This is a genomic window from Pseudomonas fluorescens (assembly GCF_000967965.1).
GTDB classification, from domain to species: domain Bacteria; phylum Pseudomonadota; class Gammaproteobacteria; order Pseudomonadales; family Pseudomonadaceae; genus Aquipseudomonas; species Aquipseudomonas grandcourensis.
In genome coordinates this window covers 54,554-73,730 of the sequence record NZ_LACC01000019.1, presented here as the reverse complement: position 1 = coordinate 73,730, position 19,177 = coordinate 54,554, and the positions used below count along the sequence as shown (strand labels likewise).

Below are 19,177 nucleotides of genomic sequence, written 5' to 3'. Positions count from 1 at the left end.
AAAAAATCCGATGCCTATTCAGGCATCGGATTTTGATTTCTTGCGGCCAAAGGTCAAGCAATGAGGCTTAACTGATCGGCATTAGCCTTGATGGCCGCCTTTTTCAGTTTACCGGTCAAGATCAGAAATCGTCTTCGACCTGACCGTCTTTCACCTTGAATTCACGGTTCTGCAAGTACGCATTACGGATGAAGGTGTACTTGTCGCCGGTGATCAGCTTCTCGCTCGACAACAGGTTGGCACGGGTATCGACGACGTCCAGCGCGAAGAACGAGTTACGCACCGGAATGTCGTTTACGTAACGATAAGCGCCGGTGTAGCTGTCGACGTACTTGGACGGCGCATCACGCAAGGTGCTTGGCCCCAGGAATGGCAGCATCACGTAAGGGCCGCTGCCGACCCCCCAGTAACCCAGCGTCTGGCCGAAGTCTTCGTCATTGCGCTGCAGGCCCATTTTGGTGCCGACATCGATGACGCCCAGCAAGCCGAAGGTGGTGTTGAAAATGATTCGTGCGGTGTCAACGCCTGCGGCGCGAGGCTTGGCCTGCAGGATATCGTTGGCCAGGTTGCGCACATCGCCGATGTTGCGGAAGAAGTTGTGAACACCGTCTTCGACAAACTGCGGCGTCACGTACTGGTAGCCCTGGGCCAAGGGTTTGAGCGCGTAGGTGTCGATCACGTCGTTGAACTTGTAAATCGGACGGTTGACGCTTTCCCAAGGATCATCTTCCGTGGCTGCCTGGGCAACGAACGGAACCAGCATCGCACTGGCGCATACACAAATCCTGGCTAGATGATTGCTCCAGCGCATAGAAAAAAACTCCTTGGTTTGTACTGGCTCGGGCGCCTGGCCCGGGCAATAAGTTGGCAAGTATAAGACGTAAACGCCGTTTAAGGCACTTTGCACGAAATCCACACCGAAGGAATGGTGCCAAATGTGAGCGATTCACATCCATGTCATTCAACTGTCACCGTCGCCCGCTAGCCTTCAGGTTATTTCAGGGACGTCTACATGCCGCTCGCCGAAGCCTTGCCCCAAACCGCACCCAGCCTGACCGCCGTACTGTTCGGCCTCAGTGGCTGCCTGGTGGATTTCGGCGCGCACACGCACCGGCACGGTAGCCACTCGGCCGAACACGCCGAGGCCACACCCGGCGCACTGGATAGCCTGCGCAGCTTGCAGCACCAGAAAATCCCCTGCGCCTGGCTCGATGAACTGCCCCCTGCCCTCAGCCAGTCCCTGGCCGCGGCATTGCCGGAATGGATCAAACCTTCGCAACATCCAGCAACAAACATCCCATGGCCCGCCCCGAATGCCTGCTGGCAAGCCTTGATGACCCTGAACGTCGAGCGACTCGACGGCTGCGTGCTGGTGAGCGGCGAACCCCGCTTGCTGCAGGCTGGGCTCAATGCCGGGTTGTGGACCATCGGCCTGGCATCCTGCGGCTCGCTGTGCGGCTTGGCGCCCAAGCAATGGCAAGCCCTGACCCCGCAAGAGCGCGACATCAAACGCGGCAAGGCGACGATGCAACTGTTCGGCCTGGGTGTGCATTCGGTGATCGATCACCTCGGTGAACTCGACACCTGCCTGGCGGATATCAGCTTGCGTCGGCTCAAGGGCGAAAAGCCCTGATCGAGATCATGCACGTTGGGCGCGAGTGGATTAATCTAAAGGTCAGCCATCGACCTTTGGCCTGCAGCCATGGTCTATGCCAGTGCCTATCGATTAAAGAAGGAAGAACGCCATGCCTGCCCGCGAACTGCAAGAACAGCTCAATGCCCTGCGCGAGCAATTGGAACAGAATCCTCCATTGTCTGAAGCCGAACGCGCCGAGCTGCACGAACTGATGCAACAGATCGAGTTGAAGCTTGAGCTCGAAACCAAAACCCAGGATTCCAGCCTCGCCGATGGCGTCAACCTGGCCGTGGAACGCTTCGAACTCGAACACCCTACCCTTGCCGGCACCCTGCGCAACATCGGGCAGGCCTTGGCCAACATGGGGATCTGAACCCAACAATGCCTTTGTAGGAGCGAGCAAGCTCGCTCCTACATCATTGGATCTTTATTGACGGACCAGGCGATGGTTCGGCAGCTGCACCTCTTCAGTGCTGCGGTACGGGTTGATATCCAGCCCGCCACGACGCACATAACGCGCATACACCGTCAGTTTCTCCGGCTTCAGCAACCGCTGCAGGTCAAGGAAAATCCGCTCTACACACTGCTCATGGAAGTCCGAGTGCTGACGGAAGCTGACGATGTACTCGAGCAGGCTCGCGTGATCCAGCGCCGCGCCACGGTACTCCACCGCCACGCTGCCCCAGTCCGGCTGGCTGGTGACCGGGCAGTTGGACTTGAGCAAATGGCTGTGCACGCTCTCCTCGACAATGCGCGAATCATCGCAACGCAGCAGTTCCGGCCGTGGATGCTCGTAGTTGCTGACGCTGATATCCAGCTCATCGATGCACACGCCCGGCAAGGCCACGATGCCTTCGCTCTCGACATCCTTGAGGCTGCGAATGCGCACACCCACCGGCTTGCCGGCAGCCGCCGACAAGTCCTTGGCCAGCGTCGCCTCAAGGCTCGCGGTATCGGCAAACGGCGTCTGGTTCAGGGAGTTGAGGTACAGCTTGAACGACTTCGACTCGATGATGTTCGGCGAATCCGCCGGAATGCTGAATTCGCCGATCGCCACCACCGGCTTGCCCGACGGCAGCAGCCAGGACAGCTCGAAGCAGTTCCAGAAGTCCACGCCTTTGTACGGCAGGGTTTGCGCCGTCAGGCCCAGTTCCGCCCACTTCGCGGTGCGCGGGATCGGGAACAGCAAGGACGGCGTGTAGGTGGCGATGTATTCGCTGGACTTGCCCAGCGGCGAATGTTCGGCTGCGGGATGCATGGCGGAAACCTGACTGAAGAATCAGCGGATTCTATCAGCCTTTGCTCCCGCCTTTGAGTGCTTACTGACTGACAGTCAGTTTGCCGACCATGCCGGCCTGGTAATGACCGGGGATATTGCAGGCAAACTCAAGGCTGGTGGCCTTGCTGAAGGTCCAGGTCAGCTCGACGGTCTTGCCCGGCTCCACCAGCACGCTGTTGGGGTCGTCATGCTTCATGCCGTGGTCCATTTTGCTGTGATCCATGCCGGCCATGTTGCCGTGATCCATTGCCTTCATGCCGGTGGGCATCAGCATGCCGCTCTGTTGCATCTGCAACATTTCCTGCTGGTGTTTGGCGTGCATCGCCGCATCCCCCAGGTTGAATTCATGCAACAACTGGCCTTTATTGACCAACACAAAGCGCACGGTTTCCCCGGCCTTGATGTCGATGGCCTGCGGCGTGAAGGACATGTCACCCATCACCACCTCAATGCTGCGGGTCGCCTTGGCCGCCGGGGCCGGTTGACCGAAATCATAGGTATGCCCGGCGTCGGCCCACACCGGCGAACTCAGCGCCAGCAAACACAGGATTTGCGCCACGGATTTACGTAAAAACATCGTCATACTCCAACAAGATAAGGCTCAGCATGGGCAAAACTCTAAACTGCTGCCACTGCCCGTAACCTGACAGCCAGATTACAACTTTGTCAGGTTGCCCTGTGCCAATGCTTCCCACGGTATAAAGCGTTCGTTCCAATTGCCAAGAGTCGCCCATGAAACTGCTGATCGTCGAAGACCAACCGAAAACCGGCCATTACCTGCGCCAGGGCCTGGCCGAGGCCGGGTTCAACACGGAACTGGTGGCCGACGGCACCACCGGCCAGCAATTGGCCCTCAGCGGCGAATATGCCCTGCTGATTCTCGATGTGATGCTGCCGGGTCGTGATGGCTGGCAGATTCTGCAAGCGGTGCGCAGCGCCGGCCTGGACACGCCGGTACTTTTCCTGACCGCCCGTGACGCCGTGGAGGACAGGGTTCACGGCCTCGAACTGGGCGCCGATGACTATCTGGTCAAGCCGTTTGCCTTCTCCGAACTGCTGGCCCGGGTCCGCAGCCTGTTGCGTCGCGGCAGCGCCACGCCTCAGGAGACCAGCCTGCAACTGGCCGATTTGCGCCTGGATCTGATCCGGCGCCGGGTCGAACGCAGCGGCCAGCGTATCGACCTGACCGCCAAGGAGTTCGCCCTGCTGGAAATGCTCCTGCGTCGTCAGGGAGAAGTCTTGCCCAAGTCGCTGATTGCGTCCCAGGTCTGGGACATGAATTTCGACAGCGACACCAATGTCATCGAGGTGGCGATCCGTCGTCTGCGCCTGAAGATCGACGATGAATTCCCCAACAAGCTGATCCATACCGTGCGCGGCATGGGCTACGTCCTTGAAGAGCGCCCCGCCTGATGCGCCGGCTGTCCTTGAGCAGCCGCCTGGCGCTGCTGTTTGCGGCGTGCACCGCCGTGGTGTCGTTGTTCGCCGGGGTGCTGTTCAGCCGCGCCAGTGAGGCGCACTTCGTTGAACTCGACCAGCAACTGCTGGACGGCAAGTTGATTGGCTTGCGTCGGGCCCTGCACGACCTTCAGTCGAGTGACAGCGAAGTGAAGCTGGCCGAGGAATTGAGCCGGCAGGCTGACCTGTCCCTGCGAATCACCGGCAGCGACGGCCAGCGCTGGTATGACAGTTCGACCAACCTTCCCCAGGCGTTGCCGCGCCAGCCCGGGTTATCGACGGTGAGCCATGAAGGCATGGATTACCGGGTGCTGAATGCGCCGCTTTTCGCGGACAAACCCGAGTCACCGCAACTGACCCTGCTGTTGGACATCACCCACCACCAGCACTTCCTGCAACGCATGCAGCATTTGATCTGGCTGACCGTCGGCCTGTCAGCCCTGGCCACCGCACTGCTGGGCGCCTGGGCGGCACGCAGCAGCTTGCGCCCGTTGCGGCGGATAAGCGCGGTGGCCAGTGGTGTTTCCGCGCAATCGCTGAACTCGCGGCTGCCTGAAGAAAACATGCCGCCGGAGCTGGCGGAAATGGCCCACAACTTCAACGCCATGCTCGGACGCCTCGACGACTCTTTTCAGCGCCTGTCCGCATTCTCCGCCGACATCGCCCATGAACTGCGCACGCCACTGTCGAACCTGCTGACCCACACCCAGGTCACCCTCACCCGCCCTCGCCCCATCGAGGACTACCGCGAAGCCCTGCACAGCAACCTCGAAGAGCTGCAATGGATGGCGCAATTGGTCAATGACATGCTCTATCTGGCGAAAGCCGATCACGGCTTGTTAATGCCCAAATGCGAGCCACTGGAACTGGCGGAGGAAGCGGATCTGCTGCTGGAGTTCTTTGCGCCATTGGCCGAAGACGCGCAGGTAAAACTGAGTCGTGACGGCAATGCCCGCATCGAAGGTGACCGCAGCATGTTGCGGCGAGCGCTGTCGAACCTGCTGGACAACGCACTGCGCTTTACGCCGGCCGATGGCGAGGTTCGGGTGCGAATCGTCGATCAGCCAAAAGAATTGCACCTGACCGTTGAAAACACGGGCCAACAGATTTCCGAAGATCTATTGCCGCGCCTGTTTGACCGCTTTTACCGGGCCGATCCTGCGCGTCGTGAAGGCAGTAGCGAACATGCGGGACTGGGACTGGCGATCACCCAGTCGATCATCCGCGCCCATGGCGGGCAGATTCGTTGCGAATCGGAGAATGGGTGGACGCGGTTTGTGATCGAGTTGCCAAGGGGGGATTGAGGCCAGCAGTTGCGGCCTCATCGCGAGCAAGCTCGCTCCCACATTAGATCGGAATCAACTCGGTCAACTGTGGGAGCGAGCTTGCTCGCGATGGCGATGTTACGGGTTACGGGTTACGGGTTACGGGTTACGAATATCTCAGCGCATGAGCCGGCTCGATCTTCGCCGCCCGCCAAGCCGGGTAAACCGTGGCCAGAAAGCTCATGACAAACCCCGCCGTGCAGATCAACGCCACATCCGCGCCTTGCAACTCGGACGGCAGGTTGCTGACGAAATACACATCGGAACTGAAGATGTGCTGACCGCTGACCCGCTCGATCCAGCCCACGATCTGGCTGACGTTCAGCGCGGCAATCACGCCCAACACACCGCCAATCAGGGTGCCGACGATGCCGATCACCGTGCCCTGCACCACGAAGATCGCCATGATCTGCCGTGGCGTGGCGCCGATGGTGCGCAGGATCGCGATGTCTGCGCCCTTGTCGTTCACCACCATGATCAGGGTCGCGATGATATTGAACGCCGCCACCGCGACGATCATCAGCAACAGCAGGCCGATCATGGTTTTTTCCATTTTCATCGCACTGAACAGGCTGCCCTGGGTGTGGGTCCAGTCGTCAGCCTTGTAGGCGTCGCCCAGCCCCGTGGCGATGTCGCTCGACACTTGCGGCGCGGCATACAGATCCTTCACCGCCAGGCGCACGCTCTGCACCTGATTCGGCTCCCAGTGCTGCATTTGCGCGGCATCGGCCATGTGGATCAGCGCCATGGTGCCATCCAGTTCGGCGCCCACCTTGAACACGCCGACCACATTCAGTCGCTGCATGCGCGGGGTGATGCCGCCCGGCGCATTGCTGACTTCCGGCACGATCAGGGTGATCTTGTCACCGACGTTCAAGCGGAAGCGGCGCGCCGTGATCTCACCGATCACCACGCCGAACTCGCCCGGCTTCAGGGCTTCGAGGCTCCCCTGAACGATGTGCTTGGCGACGATCGACACCTGGCCTTCAAGCGCCGGGTCGACACCACTGACCTGGATCGGCTGCATCGTGCCCTTGTAGGACAGCATGCCCTCCATCTCGGTGAACGGCACCGCCGCCGTCACTTCCGGGTTTTTCATCGCGGCCGCTGCCACGGGCTTCCAGTCATCAATCGGATTGACGCCGACGATGGTGGCGTGGGGCACCATGCCGAGGATGCGCGAGCTCATTTCGCGCTGGAAGCCGTTCATCACCGACAGCACCACGATCATCGCCAGTACGCCGAGGGCGAGACCGATCATCGAGGTCATCGAGATGAAGGAAACAAAGCGATTGCGGCGCTTGGCGCGGGTATAGCGCGTGCCGATAAAGATCGATAACGGTCTGAACATTCGCTGGGGCACCGTATGGGAATAAAAGACCCGACGCCTTTTCAGGCATCGGGTTTCAGCCAATCAGATAGGAGTGAGGCAACCTTCCTGCAGGTGCAGGACGCGATCCATCTGGCGGGCCAGGTTCATGTCGTGGGTCACCACCAGGAACGCCGTGCGCATCGAGGTGCTGAGCTCCAGCATCAAGTCCTGGATCCCCTGGGCGGTGTGGGAATCGAGGTTGCCGGTCGGCTCGTCGAGCATCACCAGGCCCGGATTGTTCACCAGGGCGCGGGCGATGGCCACGCGCTGACGCTCACCACCGGACAGTTCGGCCGGCTTGTGCTCCAGGCGATGGCCCAGCCCTACCCGCTCCAGCAACGCCGTGGCACGCTGACGCGCTTCGGGGATCGCGGTCTTGCCGATCAGCAGCGGCATGCAGACGTTTTCCAGGGCGGTGAATTCTGGCAGCAAATGGTGGAACTGGTACACGAAGCCGAGGGCGCGATTACGCAGCAGGCCGCGTTTCTTTTCACTCAGCGCCGACAGCTCTTCGCCGTCGAGCCAGACGCTGCCCTTGGTCGGTGTATCGAGGCCACCCAGCAGATTGAGCAAGGTACTTTTGCCCGAGCCCGACTTGCCGACAATCGCCACACGCTCACCCGGGTGCAACTCCAGTTGCAGGCCGGCCAACACTTCCACCGATTCCGGGCCTTCCTCGTAGGACTTGCCCAGGCTGCGGCAGCTCAAGATTGCTTTATCACTCATGCCCGACTCACTCATAACGTAGCGCCTCCGCAGGCTGGGTGCGCGCGGCACGCCAGGCTGGATACAGGGTGGCGAGGAAACTCAGGACCAACGCCGCAGAACAGACCATCACCACGTCCTGGCTCTGCACCTGCGACGGCAGGTAATCGATGAAGTACACGTCGGCGTTGAGGAACTTGTGCCCAATCAGGCCTTCGAGGGCCGAGATCGCGGCGCTGACGTTCAGCGCGGCGAAGATCCCGACCACGGCGCCAATGGCCGTGCCGACCACGCCAATCACGGTGCCTTGCACCATGAACGTGCGCATGATCGTGCCCGGCGTGGCGCCCAATGTGCGCAGGATCGCGATGTCGCCCTTCTTGTCGTTCACTACCATCACCAGCGTAGAAATGATGTTGAAGGCAGCAACGGCAACGATCAGCAGCAGCAACAGGCCGATCATGGCTTTTTCCATGCGGATCGCCTGGTACAGGTTGCCGTGGGTGCGGGTCCAGTCGCGGGCGTAGAAGCGGTCTTCGCCGAGATCGCGGGCGATGCTCCACGCGGTGCGCGGTGCCTGGAACAGATCGTCGAACTTCAGGCGCAGGCCCTGGACCTGATCCGGTTTCCAGCGGTGCAGCCGGGCCAGATCCTGCAGGTTGGTGACGCCAAGATAGCCATCGAGCTCACCGGCGCCGACATGGAAGATGCCGACCACGGTAAAGCGCTTCATGCGCGGGAACATCCCGGCCGGGGTCACGGTGACTTCCGGCGCGACGAAGGTCAGCTTGTCACCGATGGCTGCACCGAGCTTGGTCGCGGCCTTGTCGCCGATGACGATGCCGAACTCACCCGGCACCAGGTCGTCGAGTTTTCCCTGGGTCATGAAGTGATCGATGATCGACACCTGACGCTCTTGCACCGGGTCGATGGCATTGAGCAGGACTTTCGAGACCTTGCCGTTGTTGGTCAGCAAACCCTGCATTTGCGTAAACGGAGCCACGGCCGTCACCTGCGGGTTCTGCTTGACCTTCGCGGCCAGGCTTTGCCAATCGCTGATCGGCTCGCCGGACTCGATGGTCGCGTGGGGCACCATGCCCAGCACGCGGGTGCGCATCTCATGATCGAAGCCGTTCATCACCGACAGCACCACGATCATCACGACCACGCCAAGGGCGAGCCCGATCATCGAAGTCAGGGAAATGAATGACACAAAATGATTGCGACGCTTTGCACGGGTGTAACGCGTGCCGATAAATACGAAGAGAGGTCTGAACATGTCGGGGCTTGTTCGGAGGGAAAAGGAACGTCCTTGTGGCGGGGGTCGATAACCAGCTTTACACTCAGACCACCGCCGCTACCATGGGTTCGCCATGTCGACATTAGATGAAGAAGATCGCCGCGAATACTACCGTATCGAGGATACGATCGCACTGGAAATTCGGCCCCTGTCCGCTACTGAAGCCGCAGGCCATGAAGTGTTGCAGGATGCTTCCCCACTCTTCAACTTGCTCAGCGAACTGCACCTGAGCGAATTCGAGTCGCAACACCTGTTGCGCCAGATCAGCGAACGCGACCGCACGACCGCCGCCTTCCTCAAATCCCAGAACAAACGCATCGATTTGCTGAGCCAGGTGATCGCCATCACCGTGCTCGGGCAGATCGGCGAACCGCAGCCGGTGATCATCTCCGAAGGCGGCATCGACTTTCAGCATCCTTCGCCCCTTGCCGCCGGCGCACGCCTGTCGGTCAAGCTGGTGCTGATGCCGCAAGCCCTGGGCCTGCTGCTGCGCGCCCGCGTCACCCATTGCGACCGCAAGGGCGATGGCTATGACGTCGGCACCGAGTTCGAACACCTGACCGACGCCCAGCGCCAACTGCTGGCCCGCCACATCTTGCAAAAGCAGGCCCAGGAACGACGCCTGGCCCGCGACCAACTTGAATCAGGCAATTAAATTAAGGAAGAACCGTGACCCTCATCTACGGCCATCGCGGCGCCAAGGGCGAAGCACCGGAAAACACCCTGACCAGCTTTCAGGAATGTCTCAAGCACGGCGTGCGTCGCTGCGAACTGGACCTGCACCTGTCCATGGATGGCGAGCTGATGGTCATTCACGACCCGACCCTCAAACGCACCACTGACCGTCGCGGCAAGGTCGTCGAGCACACGGCGGCCGAGCTTGTGACGTATGACGCACGCCAGGGTGGCCCGGGCTGGATCAAGCCGTGCCCGATTCCGACGCTGGAAGAACTGTTCGAGAAATGCGACTTCGATCACTGGCAGCTGGAAGTCAAAAGCGCATCAAGGATGCGTGCCGCGACCACCGTGCTGGCGATTCGCGAAATGGTGCAGCGTCATGGGCTGATGGACAAGGTGACCATCACCTCGAGTTCACGCGAAGTATTGAAGGCCGCGCTGGAACTGGTGCCGGACGTGTCCCGCGGGATGGTGGCCGAGTACGCCTGGCTCGACCCGCTGAAGGTCGCGGCCAGCTATGGCTGTGAGATTCTGGCGCTGAACTGGACCCTGTGCACGCCGGAACGCCTGCAACGGGCGCAGCGTCAGGGGCTGCATGTGTCGGTGTGGACCGTCAACGAGCCTGCGCTGATGCGCAGACTCGCCGACTTCGGCGTTGACAGCCTGATTACAGACTTTCCCGGTTTGGCCACTGCCACGCTCGAGAATTGCTGAAATCGGTCTCCCCGGCCGGCTCAGGCCACCGGCCGGAGCCCGTCAAAAAAGCCGGTTGAGGCCGTCGTACGCGGCTACCCGATAGGCTTCGGCCATGGTCGGGTAGTTGAACGTGGTGTTGACGAAGTACTTCAACGTGTTCTGTTCGCCCGGCTGGTTCATGATCGCCTGACCGATGTGCACGATCTCCGACGCCTGATAACCGAAGCAGTGAACGCCCAGTACTTCCAGGGTTTCACGGTGGAACAGGATCTTCAGCATGCCTTGCGGCTCGCCGGCGATCTGCGCCCGCGCCATGCTCTTGAAGAAGGCTTTGCCCACTTCGTACGGCACTTTGGCCTGGGTCAGTTCCTGCTCGTTCTTGCCGATCGAGCTGATCTCCGGAATGGTGTAAATCCCGGTCGGCACGTCGTTGACGAAACGCCAACTTCCGTTGTCGACGATGCTGCCAGCGGCCGAACGGCCCTGGTCGTGGGCGGCACTGGCCAGGCTCGGCCAGCCGATCACGTCACCGGCGCCGTAGATGTTCGGCACGCAGGTACGATAAGCCTCATCGACTTCGATCTGGCCACGGCCGTTGACCTTCACGCCGATGTTTTCCAGACCCAACTGATCGGTGTTGCCGGTGCGGCCGTTGCACCAGAGCAAGGCGTCGGCCTTGATCTTCTTGCCGGACTTGAGGTGCAGGATCACGCCGTTGTCCACGCCTTCGACGCGGTCGTAGTCTTCGTTGTGGCGAACCGTGATGTTGTTGTTGCTGAAGTGATAACTCAGGGCCTGGGAGATTTCCGAGTCGAGGAAGCTCAGCAACTGACCGCGGTTGTCCACCAGTTCAACCAACACACCCAGACCACTGAAGATCGACGCGTATTCGCAACCGATCACGCCAGCGCCGTAAACGATGAGTTTGCGCGGGGTGTGGCCGAGGCTGAGGATGGTGTCGCTATCGTAGATACGCGGGTGATGGAAATCGATGTCCGCCGGGCGATACGGGCGCGAACCGGTGGCGATGATGATGTGCTTGGCCACCAGTTTCTCGACCACGCCGTTGGCGCAGACCACTTCGATGGTTTGCTCGTCGGCAAAGCTGCCGGTGCCGAAGAACACGTCGACGCGGTTACGGGCGTAGTAACCGGTACGCGAAGCGACTTGTTTGGCGATGACTTTCTCGGCGCTTTTCAACACGTCCGGGAAAGAGAACCAGCGCGGCTCACCAATGGCCCGGAACATCGGGTTGGTGTTGAACTGCATGATCTGCCGCACCGAGTGACGCAGTGCCTTGGACGGGATGGTGCCCAAGTGAGTGCAGTTGCCGCCGACCTGGCGACGGCTATCGACCATCGCCACCTTGCGCCCTGCCTTGGCGGCGTTCATTGCCGCGCCTTCCCCCGCCGGGCCGGAACCCAACACCACCACGTCGTAGTTGTAGACAGCCATGCGTACTCCTCAGAACAGGCCGCGGCACCCTCGGCACCTGCGGCTAAATCACGCCAATGCGTGGCATGAAGGAACAATTTGGGGCCAGTGCAGAACCCGGACACAGTCTATAGAAGCGTCAACGCCGCGCACATTAACCCTTGGTCGCGTCGTAGGCTACTTTTGCCTGCGCTACAACGCCAGTTTTCAATGCTCAAATCGCCGAAATCATTCGGTTTTTTTGCCACTGAGGCGTTCAAAAGCGTGACTGCTGCGTGTGACGAAACCTGTATCGGCACGAATCACAAAAAATGCGCCGATATCGTGTTTTTCTGCGTAGTCCCAACCGCGCTCCGGGCCGAGAATCAGCAACAGCGTCGATAAGCCATCGGCCATCAACGCTGAAGGATGAATCACCGTGACCGATGCCAGGTTATGTGAGACGGGCGCACCGGTGCGGGCATCGAAGGTGTGGGAAAAACGCTGGCCGTCCTGCTCGAAATAATTCCGGTAGTCGCCGGAAGTGGACAGGCCATAGCCGTCGACGACAATGACCCGCTCGGCCACCTGCCGGTCATCCCGCGGCTCTTCCAGGGCAATGCGCCATGGCGAGCCGTCAGCCTTCTTGCCTGACGCCTTGAGCTCGCCCGTGGCCTCGGCGAGGTAGTCGTGGATGCCCATCGCCTCGAGTCTTGCGGCAATCGTGTCCACCGCATAACCGGCGGCGATGCTGTTGAAGTCGACCTCGACGGCGGCGTCCTTGCACAACCGGTCGCCCTCGATGCGCAAGTGTTCATGGCCGACGCGCTTGCGGGCTTCGGCGAGCGCTTCGGCGGTCGGGACTTTTTCCCCACGGGCCTGCGGACCAAACCCCCAGAGATTGAGCAACGGCTCCACCGTCAGATCGTAGGAACCGTCGCTTTGCACTGACAGTTGCTCGCCCACGCGGACCAATTCGAGGATCGACGCCGGCATTGCCTGACAGCGGTTGGCCGGTAATGCATTGAAGCGCTCGATGTCCGAGTCGCTGCGGTACGTGGACATTTGCCGGTCAATGTCAGCGAGGATCTGCTCGACCTGGACACGGACCTCGTCCTGCGCCGGAAGGCCGGCATGGCGCACATACTTGATCGAATAAGTGCTGCCCATGGTGGGACCGCCGAAGCTTTCGAGGGGGTCGCCGTTACCACAGCCTGATAGTGCGCCGAGCAGCAAAAATGCCACCCCCTGCCACCTGATCAACAATTCCCGAGCTCCCCGAAACATCCCCTGACACGCCGCCAGGGCCAGCCATTATGCGATAGAACTGTGGGAGCGAGCTTGCCCACGAAGAGGCCAGGCCGAACAACACAACCCTCAACAGACAAAAGCAGCCCAAACAAAAACGCCCCGACCAAGGTCGGGGCGTTTCATGTACAGCTAAAGGCTTAGCGCGGGAATGCTGGCGGGTTTACACCGGCCATGTCTTCCATCACGCGAACCACCTGGCAGCTGTAACCGAACTCGTTGTCGTACCAGACGTACAGAACAACGCGGTTATCCTGGGTGATGGTCGCTTCAGCGTCCACTACGCCTGCGTGGCGCGAGCCAACGAAGTCGGTGGAAACCACTTCCTGGGAGCTCACGTAGTCGATCTGCTTGTGCAGGTCCGAGTGCATGGCCATCTGGCGCAGGTACTCGTTGATCTCTTCGCGAGTGGTGGCCTTCTCCAGGTTCAGGTTCAGGATAGCCATCGACACGTTCGGCGTAGGAACGCGAATCGCATTACCGGTCAGCTTGCCCTTGAGCACTGGCAGCGCCTTGGCGGCTGCGGTGGCGGCACCGGTCTCGGTGATAACCATGTTCAACGGCGCGGCGCGGCCACGACGGCTGCCCTTGTGGAAGTTGTCGATCAGGTTCTGGTCGTTGGTGAACGAGTGAACGGTTTCGACGTGGCCGTTGATGATGCCGTACTTGTCGTTGACTGCCTTGAGCACCGGCACGATGGCGTTGGTGGTGCAGGAAGCCGCCGAGATGATCTTGTCGTCAGGGGTGATTTCGCCATGGTTGATGCCGTGCACGATGTTCTTCAGCGCGCCCTTGCCAGGTGCGGTGAGGATCACGCGAGCAGCGCCCGGGCAGGCCAGGTGCTGGCCCAGGCCGTCAGCGTCACGCCATACACCGGTGTTGTCGACGATCAGAGCGTTTTCGATGCCGTACTGGGTGTAGTCGACTTCGGCCGGGCTCTTGGCGTAGATAACCTGGATCAGGTTGCCGTTGGCGGTGATGGTGTTGTTGGCTTCATCAATGGTGATGGTGCCATCGAACGGGCCATGGACCGAGTCACGGCGCAGCAGGCTGGCACGCTTGACCAGGTCGTTCTCGGCGCCCTTGCGGACAACGATGGCGCGCAGACGCAGGCCGTCGCCACCACCGGTTTTCTCGATCAGGATGCGCGCCAGCAGACGGCCGATACGACCGAAGCCGTAGAGGACAACGTCGGTGCCTTTGCGGGCGGATGCGTTTTGCTGGCCAACCACGTCAGCCAGTTCTTCACGGACGAACTGCTCGGCAGTACGGCCATTGCCTTCGGCCTTGAATTTGGCCGCCAGCTTGCCCAGGTCCACCGAAGCGGCGCCGAGCTTGAGCTCGCTCATCGCCTTGATCAGCGGGAATGTTTCGTGGACGGACAGCTCGCTTTCGTCGGACTGACGGTGACGAGCAAAGCGGTGCGCTTTGAGAATCGCAATGACTGAACGGTTGATCAGGCTGCGGCCATAGATCGAGCTCACCACGTTGTTATTGCGGTAGAGCTGACCGATAAGCGGAATCATCGCTTCAGCGAGTGCTTCACGGTCGATCCATTCACCAAGACACTGGTCGGGCTTCTGAGTCACGGGAACCTTCCACATGTAGGGGCAGAAAAAAGGGGCTACATTATGCCGCCGAGTGACCGCGGTAGCAATGCGCGCCCGTCGTGCTTTACGTAACAATTCGTCGTTCAAAAAAATTACGCCTCGCGCAAGCCCAATAAAACCGGGGCTTGCAGCGCAGTCAATTTTTTGGAGGTCGCGCCTCGTTATCCGTAACCCTCCGTAACACTCGTTGTATTTGCCACTACATATTCAATGATTTCCGGCAAAAAACCATCGAATTTTGTCTTTACCACTACATTTCACCAAACCCGTGCTTTAGACACAGTCAGCAACTGACAGGCGGCATCGTTGACCGCTACAATTGCCGACTTTGTCGCAACGCTTGGAGCTCAACCTTCCGTGCCCGTTCTGCGTCTACCGCTTCTCCCTGCCGCGGCAGGTAAACAGCACTGGGGCAACCTGCCCGGTGCCGCCCTGAGCCTGGCCATCGCCGAGGCCGCCAGCGCTGCCAAGCGCTTTACCCTGCTGCTGACCGCCGACAGCCAAAGTGCCGAACGGCTGGAACAGGAGCTGAGTTTCTTCGCCCCGGATTTGCCAGTACTGCACTTTCCCGACTGGGAAACCCTGCCCTACGACCTGTTCTCGCCGCACCAGGACATCATTTCCCAGCGCATCGCCAGCCTGTACCGGCTGCCGGAGCTGAGCCATGGCGTGCTGGTGGTGCCGATCACGACCGCCCTGCATCGCCTCGCACCGACCAAATTCCTGCTCGGCAGCAGCCTGGTGCTGGATATCGGCCAGAAGCTCGACGTCGAGCAAATGCGCACCCGGCTTGAAGCCACGGGTTATCGCTACGTCGATACGGTGTATGAACACGGCGAGTTCACCGTTCGCGGCTCGCTGATCGATCTGTTCCCGATGGGCAGCAAGCTGCCGTATCGCATCGATCTGTTCGACGACGAAATCGAAACCCTGCGCACCTTCGACCCGGAGAACCAGCGTTCGATCGACAAAGTCGACTCGGTCAAGCTGTTGCCGGCCAGGGAATTCCCGCTGCAGAAAGAAGCGGTCACCCGTTTCAAGGCGCGCTTCCGCGAACGTTTTGACGTCGACTTCCGCCGCTGCCCGATTTTCCAGGATTTGAGCAGCGGGATTACCCCGGCCGGTATCGAGTACTACCTGCCGCTGTTCTTCGAAGAAACCTCGACGCTTTTCGATTACCTGCCCCAGGACACCCAAGTGTTCTCGCTGCCCGGCATCGAACAGGCCGCGGAAAACTTCTGGAACGACGTGCGCAATCGCTACGAAGAACGCCGCGTCGACCCGTCCCGTCCTTTATTACCGCCTGCAGAGCTGTTCCTGCCGGTGGAAGACTGCTTCGCGCGCCTGAAGAACTGGCCGCGCGTGGTGGCCAGTCAACAGGACGTGGAAAGCGGTAGCGGTCGCGAGCGCTTCCCCGCTCGGGAGCTGCCGAACCTGGCCATCGAAGCCAAGGCTACCCAACCGCTGGCGGCACTGGCGGACTTCCTCGACCAGTTCCCCGGTCGCGTGCTGTTCACCGCCGAATCCGCAGGCCGCCGCGAGGTGCTGCTGGAACTGCTGGAACGCCTGAAACTGCGACCGAAAACCGTCGACAGCTGGCCGGACTTTGTCGCCGGTAAGGAACGCCTGGCGATCACCATCGCCCCGCTCGACGAAGGCTTGCTGCTCGACGACCCGGCCCTGGCCCTCGTCGCCGAAAGCCCGTTGTTCGGCCAGCGCGTGATGCAGCGCCGTCGCCGGGAAAAGCGCACCGACGCCAACAACGATGCCGTCATCAAGAACCTCACCGAGCTGCGCGAGGGTGCGCCGGTGGTGCACATCGACCACGGCGTCGGCCGCTACCTGGGCCTGGCGACCCTGGAAATCGACAGCCAGACCGCCGAATTCCTTGCCCTGGAATACGCCGAAGGCGCCAAGCTTTATGTGCCGGTGGCCAACCTGCACCTGATCGCCCGCTACACCGGCAGCGACGATGCTCTGGCCCCACTGCACCGCCTCGGCTCCGAGACCTGGCAGAAAGCCAAGCGCAAAGCCGCCGAACAGGTGCGTGACGTGGCCGCCGAACTGCTCGACATCTATGCCCGCCGCGCCGCCCGCGAAGGCTACGCTTTCGCCGACCCGAAAGCCGACTACGCCACCTTCAGCGCCGGCTTCCCGTTCGAAGAAACCCCGGACCAGCAAACCACCATCGAAGCGGTGCGCGAAGACATGCTCGCGCCTAAGCCGATGGATCGCCTGGTGTGCGGCGACGTCGGCTTCGGCAAGACCGAAGTGGCGATGCGCGCCGCGTTCATCGCCGTGCACGGTGGTCGCCAGGTAGCGATCCTGGTGCCGACCACCCTGCTCGCCCAGCAGCACTACAACAGCTTCCGCGACCGCTTTGCCGACTGGCCGGTGACCGTGGAAGTGATGAGCCGCTTCAAGTCGGCCAAGGAAGTGAATGCGGCGGTCGCGGACCTGGCCGAAGGCAAGATCGACATCGTGATCGGCACGCACAAGCTGCTGCAGGACGACGTGAAGATCAAAAACCTTGGCCTGGTGATCATCGACGAGGAACACCGCTTCGGCGTGCGCCAGAAAGAACAGCTCAAGGCCCTGCGCAGCGAAGTCGACATCCTGACCCTGACCGCCACGCCGATTCCGCGAACGCTGAACATGGCGGTATCGGGCATGCGCGACCTGTCGATCATCGCCACGCCGCCGGCCCGCCGCCTGTCGGTCCGCACCTTCGTCATGGAACAGAACAAGAGCACGGTCAAAGAGGCCTTGCTGCGTGAGTTGCTGCGTGGCGGTCAGGTCTATTACCTGCACAACGACGTGAAGACCATCGAGAAATGCGCCGCCGACCTCGCCGAACTGGTGCCGGAAGCACGGATCGGTATCGGCCACGGGCAGATGCGTGAACGCGATCTCGAACAGGTGATGAGCGACTTCTACCACAAGCGCTTCAACGTGCTGATCGCCTCGACCATCATCGAGACCGGCATCGACGTACCGAGCGCCAACACCATCATCATCGAGCGTGCCGACAAGTTCGGCCTGGCACAATTGCACCAGTTGCGCGGCCGGGTCGGACGCAGCCACCACCAGGCGTATGCCTACCTGCTGACGCCGCCACGCCAGCAAATCACCCCGGACGCGGAAAAGCGCCTGGAGGCGATTGCCAACACCCAGGACCTCGGCGCGGGCTTCGTGCTCGCCACCAACGACCTGGAAATCCGTGGCGCCGGCGAATTGCTCGGCGATGGCCAGAGCGGGCAGATCCAGGCCGTCGGCTTTACGCTGTACATGGAAATGCTCGAGCGCGCGGTGAAGTCGATCCGCAAGGGCGAGCAGCCGAACCTCGATCAACCGCTCGGCGGCGGTCCGGAAGTCAACTTGCGGGTACCGGCGTTGATCCCGGAAGACTACCTGCCGGATGTCCACGCCCGCCTGATTCTCTACAAGCGCATTGCCTCGGCCACCGACGAGGACGGCCTGAAGGATTTGCAGGTGGAGATGATCGACCGTTTCGGCCTGTTGCCGGAACCGACCAAGAACCTGATCCGCATCACAGCATTGAAATTGCAGGCCGAGCAACTGGGCATCAAAAAAGTCGATGGCGGCCCCCAGGGCGGTCGCGTCGAGTTCGCCGCACAGACGCCGGTCGACCCGCTGACCCTGATCAAACTGATCCAGAGCCAGCCAAAACGCTACAAATTCGAAGGCGCCACGATGTTCAAGTTCATGGTTCCGATGGAGCGCCCGGAAGAGCGCTTTAATACTGTAGAGGCGCTGTTCGAGCGCCTCGTTCCGAAAACTGCTTGAAGGACGCCACATGCGCCTGTTTCGCTCACTGACCCTGCTGACCCTGTTGATGCCAGCGCTGGTCGCATCCACGGCATTTGCCGATGACCTGTACCAGGTCGAAATGATTCTGGTCCGTCAAAACGCCGTACCGGCGATTGTCAGCCGCGCCGCGCCGGAAGACTGGGCGGCTGGCGCTCAGCCAGTCAGCGCCGACAGCCTGCGCACGCCAAGCCTCAATGGCGAAGTGGAAAAACTCACCAGCAGCGCCGACTACACGGTGTTGCTGCACAAGGCCTGGCAACAGCCCCTCGGCGAAACGGCCAGCAAAGTGGCGATCAGCGACGGCAAGGAACAATATGGTCAGTTCCCGATCGAGGGCACACTGAACATGACACTGGGACGCTTTACCGACGTCGACGCCGATTTCTGGGTCAACCAGATCGATGCCAATGGCATGGTGACCGCCAGCGAGCGCTTGAAACAGGAAAGCCACACCAAGAACGGCCAGCTGAATTTTCTCGATAACGGCCACCTCGGCCTGCTGATCAAGATCACTTCGCTGACCGCCCCCGCACCCCGAGCAGCTCCCGAAGAAATTCCGGACTGAT

The 19,177-nt window shown here is 60.9% G+C and carries 17 protein-coding genes; 8 read left to right on the top strand and 9 right to left on the bottom strand.

From position 1 onward, the window contains the following. Positions 1-121: 121 nt before the first annotated feature. Positions 122-811 (bottom strand): MlaA family lipoprotein, encoded by a 690-nt coding sequence (locus tag VC35_RS16045; RefSeq protein WP_046041426.1) that lies wholly within the window; start codon positions 809-811, stop codon positions 122-124. A gap of 201 nt (positions 812-1,012) precedes the next feature. On the opposite strand from VC35_RS16045, the gene VC35_RS16040 reads away from it, so the two are divergent. Next, positions 1,013-1,633, top strand: a complete 621-nt coding sequence (locus VC35_RS16040; protein ID WP_046041425.1) for an HAD superfamily inactivated hydrolase PcrP — start codon at positions 1,013-1,015, stop codon at positions 1,631-1,633. Positions 1,634-1,745: 112 nt separating this feature from the next. Beyond that, positions 1,746-2,009: a DUF4404 family protein gene (locus VC35_RS16035; RefSeq protein WP_008053327.1), complete on the top strand. Its 264-nt coding sequence runs from the start codon at positions 1,746-1,748 to the stop codon at positions 2,007-2,009. Between the two features lie 54 nt (positions 2,010-2,063). On the opposite strand, the gene queF is transcribed toward VC35_RS16035, so the two are convergent. Further along, the gene (gene queF, locus VC35_RS16030; RefSeq protein ID WP_046041424.1) at positions 2,064-2,894 is read right to left on the bottom strand and encodes an NADPH-dependent 7-cyano-7-deazaguanine reductase QueF; all 831 of its coding nucleotides are present in this window, start codon (positions 2,892-2,894) and stop codon (positions 2,064-2,066) included. Between the two features lie 61 nt (positions 2,895-2,955). Beyond that, the gene (copI, locus tag VC35_RS16025; RefSeq protein WP_046041423.1) at positions 2,956-3,492 is read right to left on the bottom strand and encodes a copper-resistant cuproprotein CopI; all 537 of its coding nucleotides are present in this window, start codon (positions 3,490-3,492) and stop codon (positions 2,956-2,958) included. A gap of 155 nt (positions 3,493-3,647) precedes the next feature. Here copI and VC35_RS16020 point away from each other — a divergent pair, with 155 nt between their 5' ends. Both VC35_RS16020 and VC35_RS16015 read left to right on the top strand, forming a co-directional pair. Continuing rightward, the gene (locus tag VC35_RS16020) at positions 3,648-4,328 is read left to right on the top strand and encodes a heavy metal response regulator transcription factor (protein ID WP_008053332.1); all 681 of its coding nucleotides are present in this window, start codon (positions 3,648-3,650) and stop codon (positions 4,326-4,328) included. After that, on the top strand, positions 4,328-5,677 hold the full coding sequence (locus tag VC35_RS16015) for a heavy metal sensor histidine kinase (RefSeq protein ID WP_046041420.1): 1,350 nt from the start codon (positions 4,328-4,330) through the stop codon (positions 5,675-5,677). Before VC35_RS16020 ends, VC35_RS16015 begins: the two co-directional genes overlap by 1 nt. Positions 5,678-5,804: 127 nt before the next feature. On the opposite strand, the gene VC35_RS16010 is transcribed toward VC35_RS16015, so the two are convergent. The 3 genes from VC35_RS16010 to VC35_RS16000 form a co-directional block, all read right to left on the bottom strand. After that, positions 5,805-7,049, bottom strand: coding sequence for a lipoprotein-releasing ABC transporter permease subunit (locus tag VC35_RS16010; protein ID WP_046041417.1), 1,245 nt, complete (start codon positions 7,047-7,049; stop codon positions 5,805-5,807). A 63-nt stretch (positions 7,050-7,112) separates the two neighbouring features. Next, entirely contained in the window at positions 7,113-7,796 is a 684-nt protein-coding gene (gene lolD / locus VC35_RS16005; protein ID WP_173677889.1) for a lipoprotein-releasing ABC transporter ATP-binding protein LolD, read from the bottom strand. Positions 7,797-7,803: 7 nt separating this feature from the next. Then, entirely contained in the window at positions 7,804-9,054 is a 1,251-nt protein-coding gene (locus tag VC35_RS16000) for a lipoprotein-releasing ABC transporter permease subunit (RefSeq protein ID WP_046041416.1), read from the bottom strand. 94 nt (positions 9,055-9,148) lie between these two features. Here VC35_RS16000 and VC35_RS15995 point away from each other — a divergent pair, with 94 nt between their 5' ends. Beyond that, positions 9,149-9,730 (top strand): PilZ domain-containing protein, encoded by a 582-nt coding sequence (locus tag VC35_RS15995; RefSeq protein ID WP_046041414.1) that lies wholly within the window; start codon positions 9,149-9,151, stop codon positions 9,728-9,730. Positions 9,731-9,744: 14 nt separating this feature from the next. Next, entirely contained in the window at positions 9,745-10,467 is a 723-nt protein-coding gene (locus tag VC35_RS15990; protein ID WP_046041413.1) for a glycerophosphodiester phosphodiesterase, read from the top strand. Between the two features lie 42 nt (positions 10,468-10,509). Here VC35_RS15990 and sthA read toward each other — a convergent pair whose 3' ends face one another. The 3 genes from sthA to VC35_RS15975 form a co-directional block, all read right to left on the bottom strand. Next, on the bottom strand, positions 10,510-11,904 hold the full coding sequence (sthA, locus tag VC35_RS15985) for a Si-specific NAD(P)(+) transhydrogenase (RefSeq protein WP_046041412.1): 1,395 nt from the start codon (positions 11,902-11,904) through the stop codon (positions 10,510-10,512). A 207-nt stretch (positions 11,905-12,111) separates the two neighbouring features. Then, positions 12,112-13,149 carry an FAD:protein FMN transferase gene (locus tag VC35_RS15980; RefSeq protein WP_046041411.1) on the bottom strand — a complete coding sequence of 346 codons (1,038 nt, stop codon included), beginning with the start codon at positions 13,147-13,149 and terminating at the stop codon, positions 12,112-12,114. Positions 13,150-13,310: 161 nt separating this feature from the next. Next, positions 13,311-14,774, bottom strand: a complete 1,464-nt coding sequence (locus tag VC35_RS15975; RefSeq protein ID WP_046041409.1) for a glyceraldehyde-3-phosphate dehydrogenase — start codon at positions 14,772-14,774, stop codon at positions 13,311-13,313. Between the two features lie 363 nt (positions 14,775-15,137). Between VC35_RS15975 and mfd the strand changes: the two genes are divergently transcribed. Beyond that, positions 15,138-18,587, top strand: coding sequence for a transcription-repair coupling factor (gene mfd, locus VC35_RS15970; protein WP_046041406.1), 3,450 nt, complete (start codon positions 15,138-15,140; stop codon positions 18,585-18,587). A gap of 10 nt (positions 18,588-18,597) precedes the next feature. After that, positions 18,598-19,176, top strand: coding sequence for a CsiV family protein (locus VC35_RS15965; protein WP_046041404.1), 579 nt, complete (start codon positions 18,598-18,600; stop codon positions 19,174-19,176). Position 19,177: the final 1 nt, after the last annotated feature.

Bases quoted from the DNA above. Each gene is read 5' to 3' on its own strand.
- VC35_RS16045 (WP_046041426.1), bottom strand. From the start codon at position 811: ATGCGCTGGAGCAATCATCTAGCCAGGATTTGTGTATGCGCCAGTGCG.
- VC35_RS16040 (WP_046041425.1), top strand. From the start codon at position 1,013: ATGCCGCTCGCCGAAGCCTTGCCCCAAACCGCACCCAGCCTGACCGCC.
- VC35_RS16035 (WP_008053327.1), top strand. From the start codon at position 1,746: ATGCCTGCCCGCGAACTGCAAGAACAGCTCAATGCCCTGCGCGAGCAA.
- queF (WP_046041424.1), bottom strand. From the start codon at position 2,894: ATGCATCCCGCAGCCGAACATTCGCCGCTGGGCAAGTCCAGCGAATAC.
- copI (WP_046041423.1), bottom strand. From the start codon at position 3,492: ATGTTTTTACGTAAATCCGTGGCGCAAATCCTGTGTTTGCTGGCGCTG.
- VC35_RS16020 (WP_008053332.1), top strand. From the start codon at position 3,648: ATGAAACTGCTGATCGTCGAAGACCAACCGAAAACCGGCCATTACCTG.
- VC35_RS16015 (WP_046041420.1), top strand. From the start codon at position 4,328: ATGCGCCGGCTGTCCTTGAGCAGCCGCCTGGCGCTGCTGTTTGCGGCG.
- VC35_RS16010 (WP_046041417.1), bottom strand. From the start codon at position 7,049: ATGTTCAGACCGTTATCGATCTTTATCGGCACGCGCTATACCCGCGCC.
- lolD (WP_173677889.1), bottom strand. From the start codon at position 7,796: ATGAGTGATAAAGCAATCTTGAGCTGCCGCAGCCTGGGCAAGTCCTAC.
- VC35_RS16000 (WP_046041416.1), bottom strand. From the start codon at position 9,054: ATGTTCAGACCTCTCTTCGTATTTATCGGCACGCGTTACACCCGTGCA.
- VC35_RS15995 (WP_046041414.1), top strand. From the start codon at position 9,149: ATGTCGACATTAGATGAAGAAGATCGCCGCGAATACTACCGTATCGAG.
- sthA (WP_046041412.1), bottom strand. From the start codon at position 11,904: ATGGCTGTCTACAACTACGACGTGGTGGTGTTGGGTTCCGGCCCGGCG.
- VC35_RS15980 (WP_046041411.1), bottom strand. From the start codon at position 13,149: ATGTTTCGGGGAGCTCGGGAATTGTTGATCAGGTGGCAGGGGGTGGCA.
- VC35_RS15975 (WP_046041409.1), bottom strand. From the start codon at position 14,774: ATGTGGAAGGTTCCCGTGACTCAGAAGCCCGACCAGTGTCTTGGTGAA.
- VC35_RS15965 (WP_046041404.1), top strand. From the start codon at position 18,598: ATGCGCCTGTTTCGCTCACTGACCCTGCTGACCCTGTTGATGCCAGCG.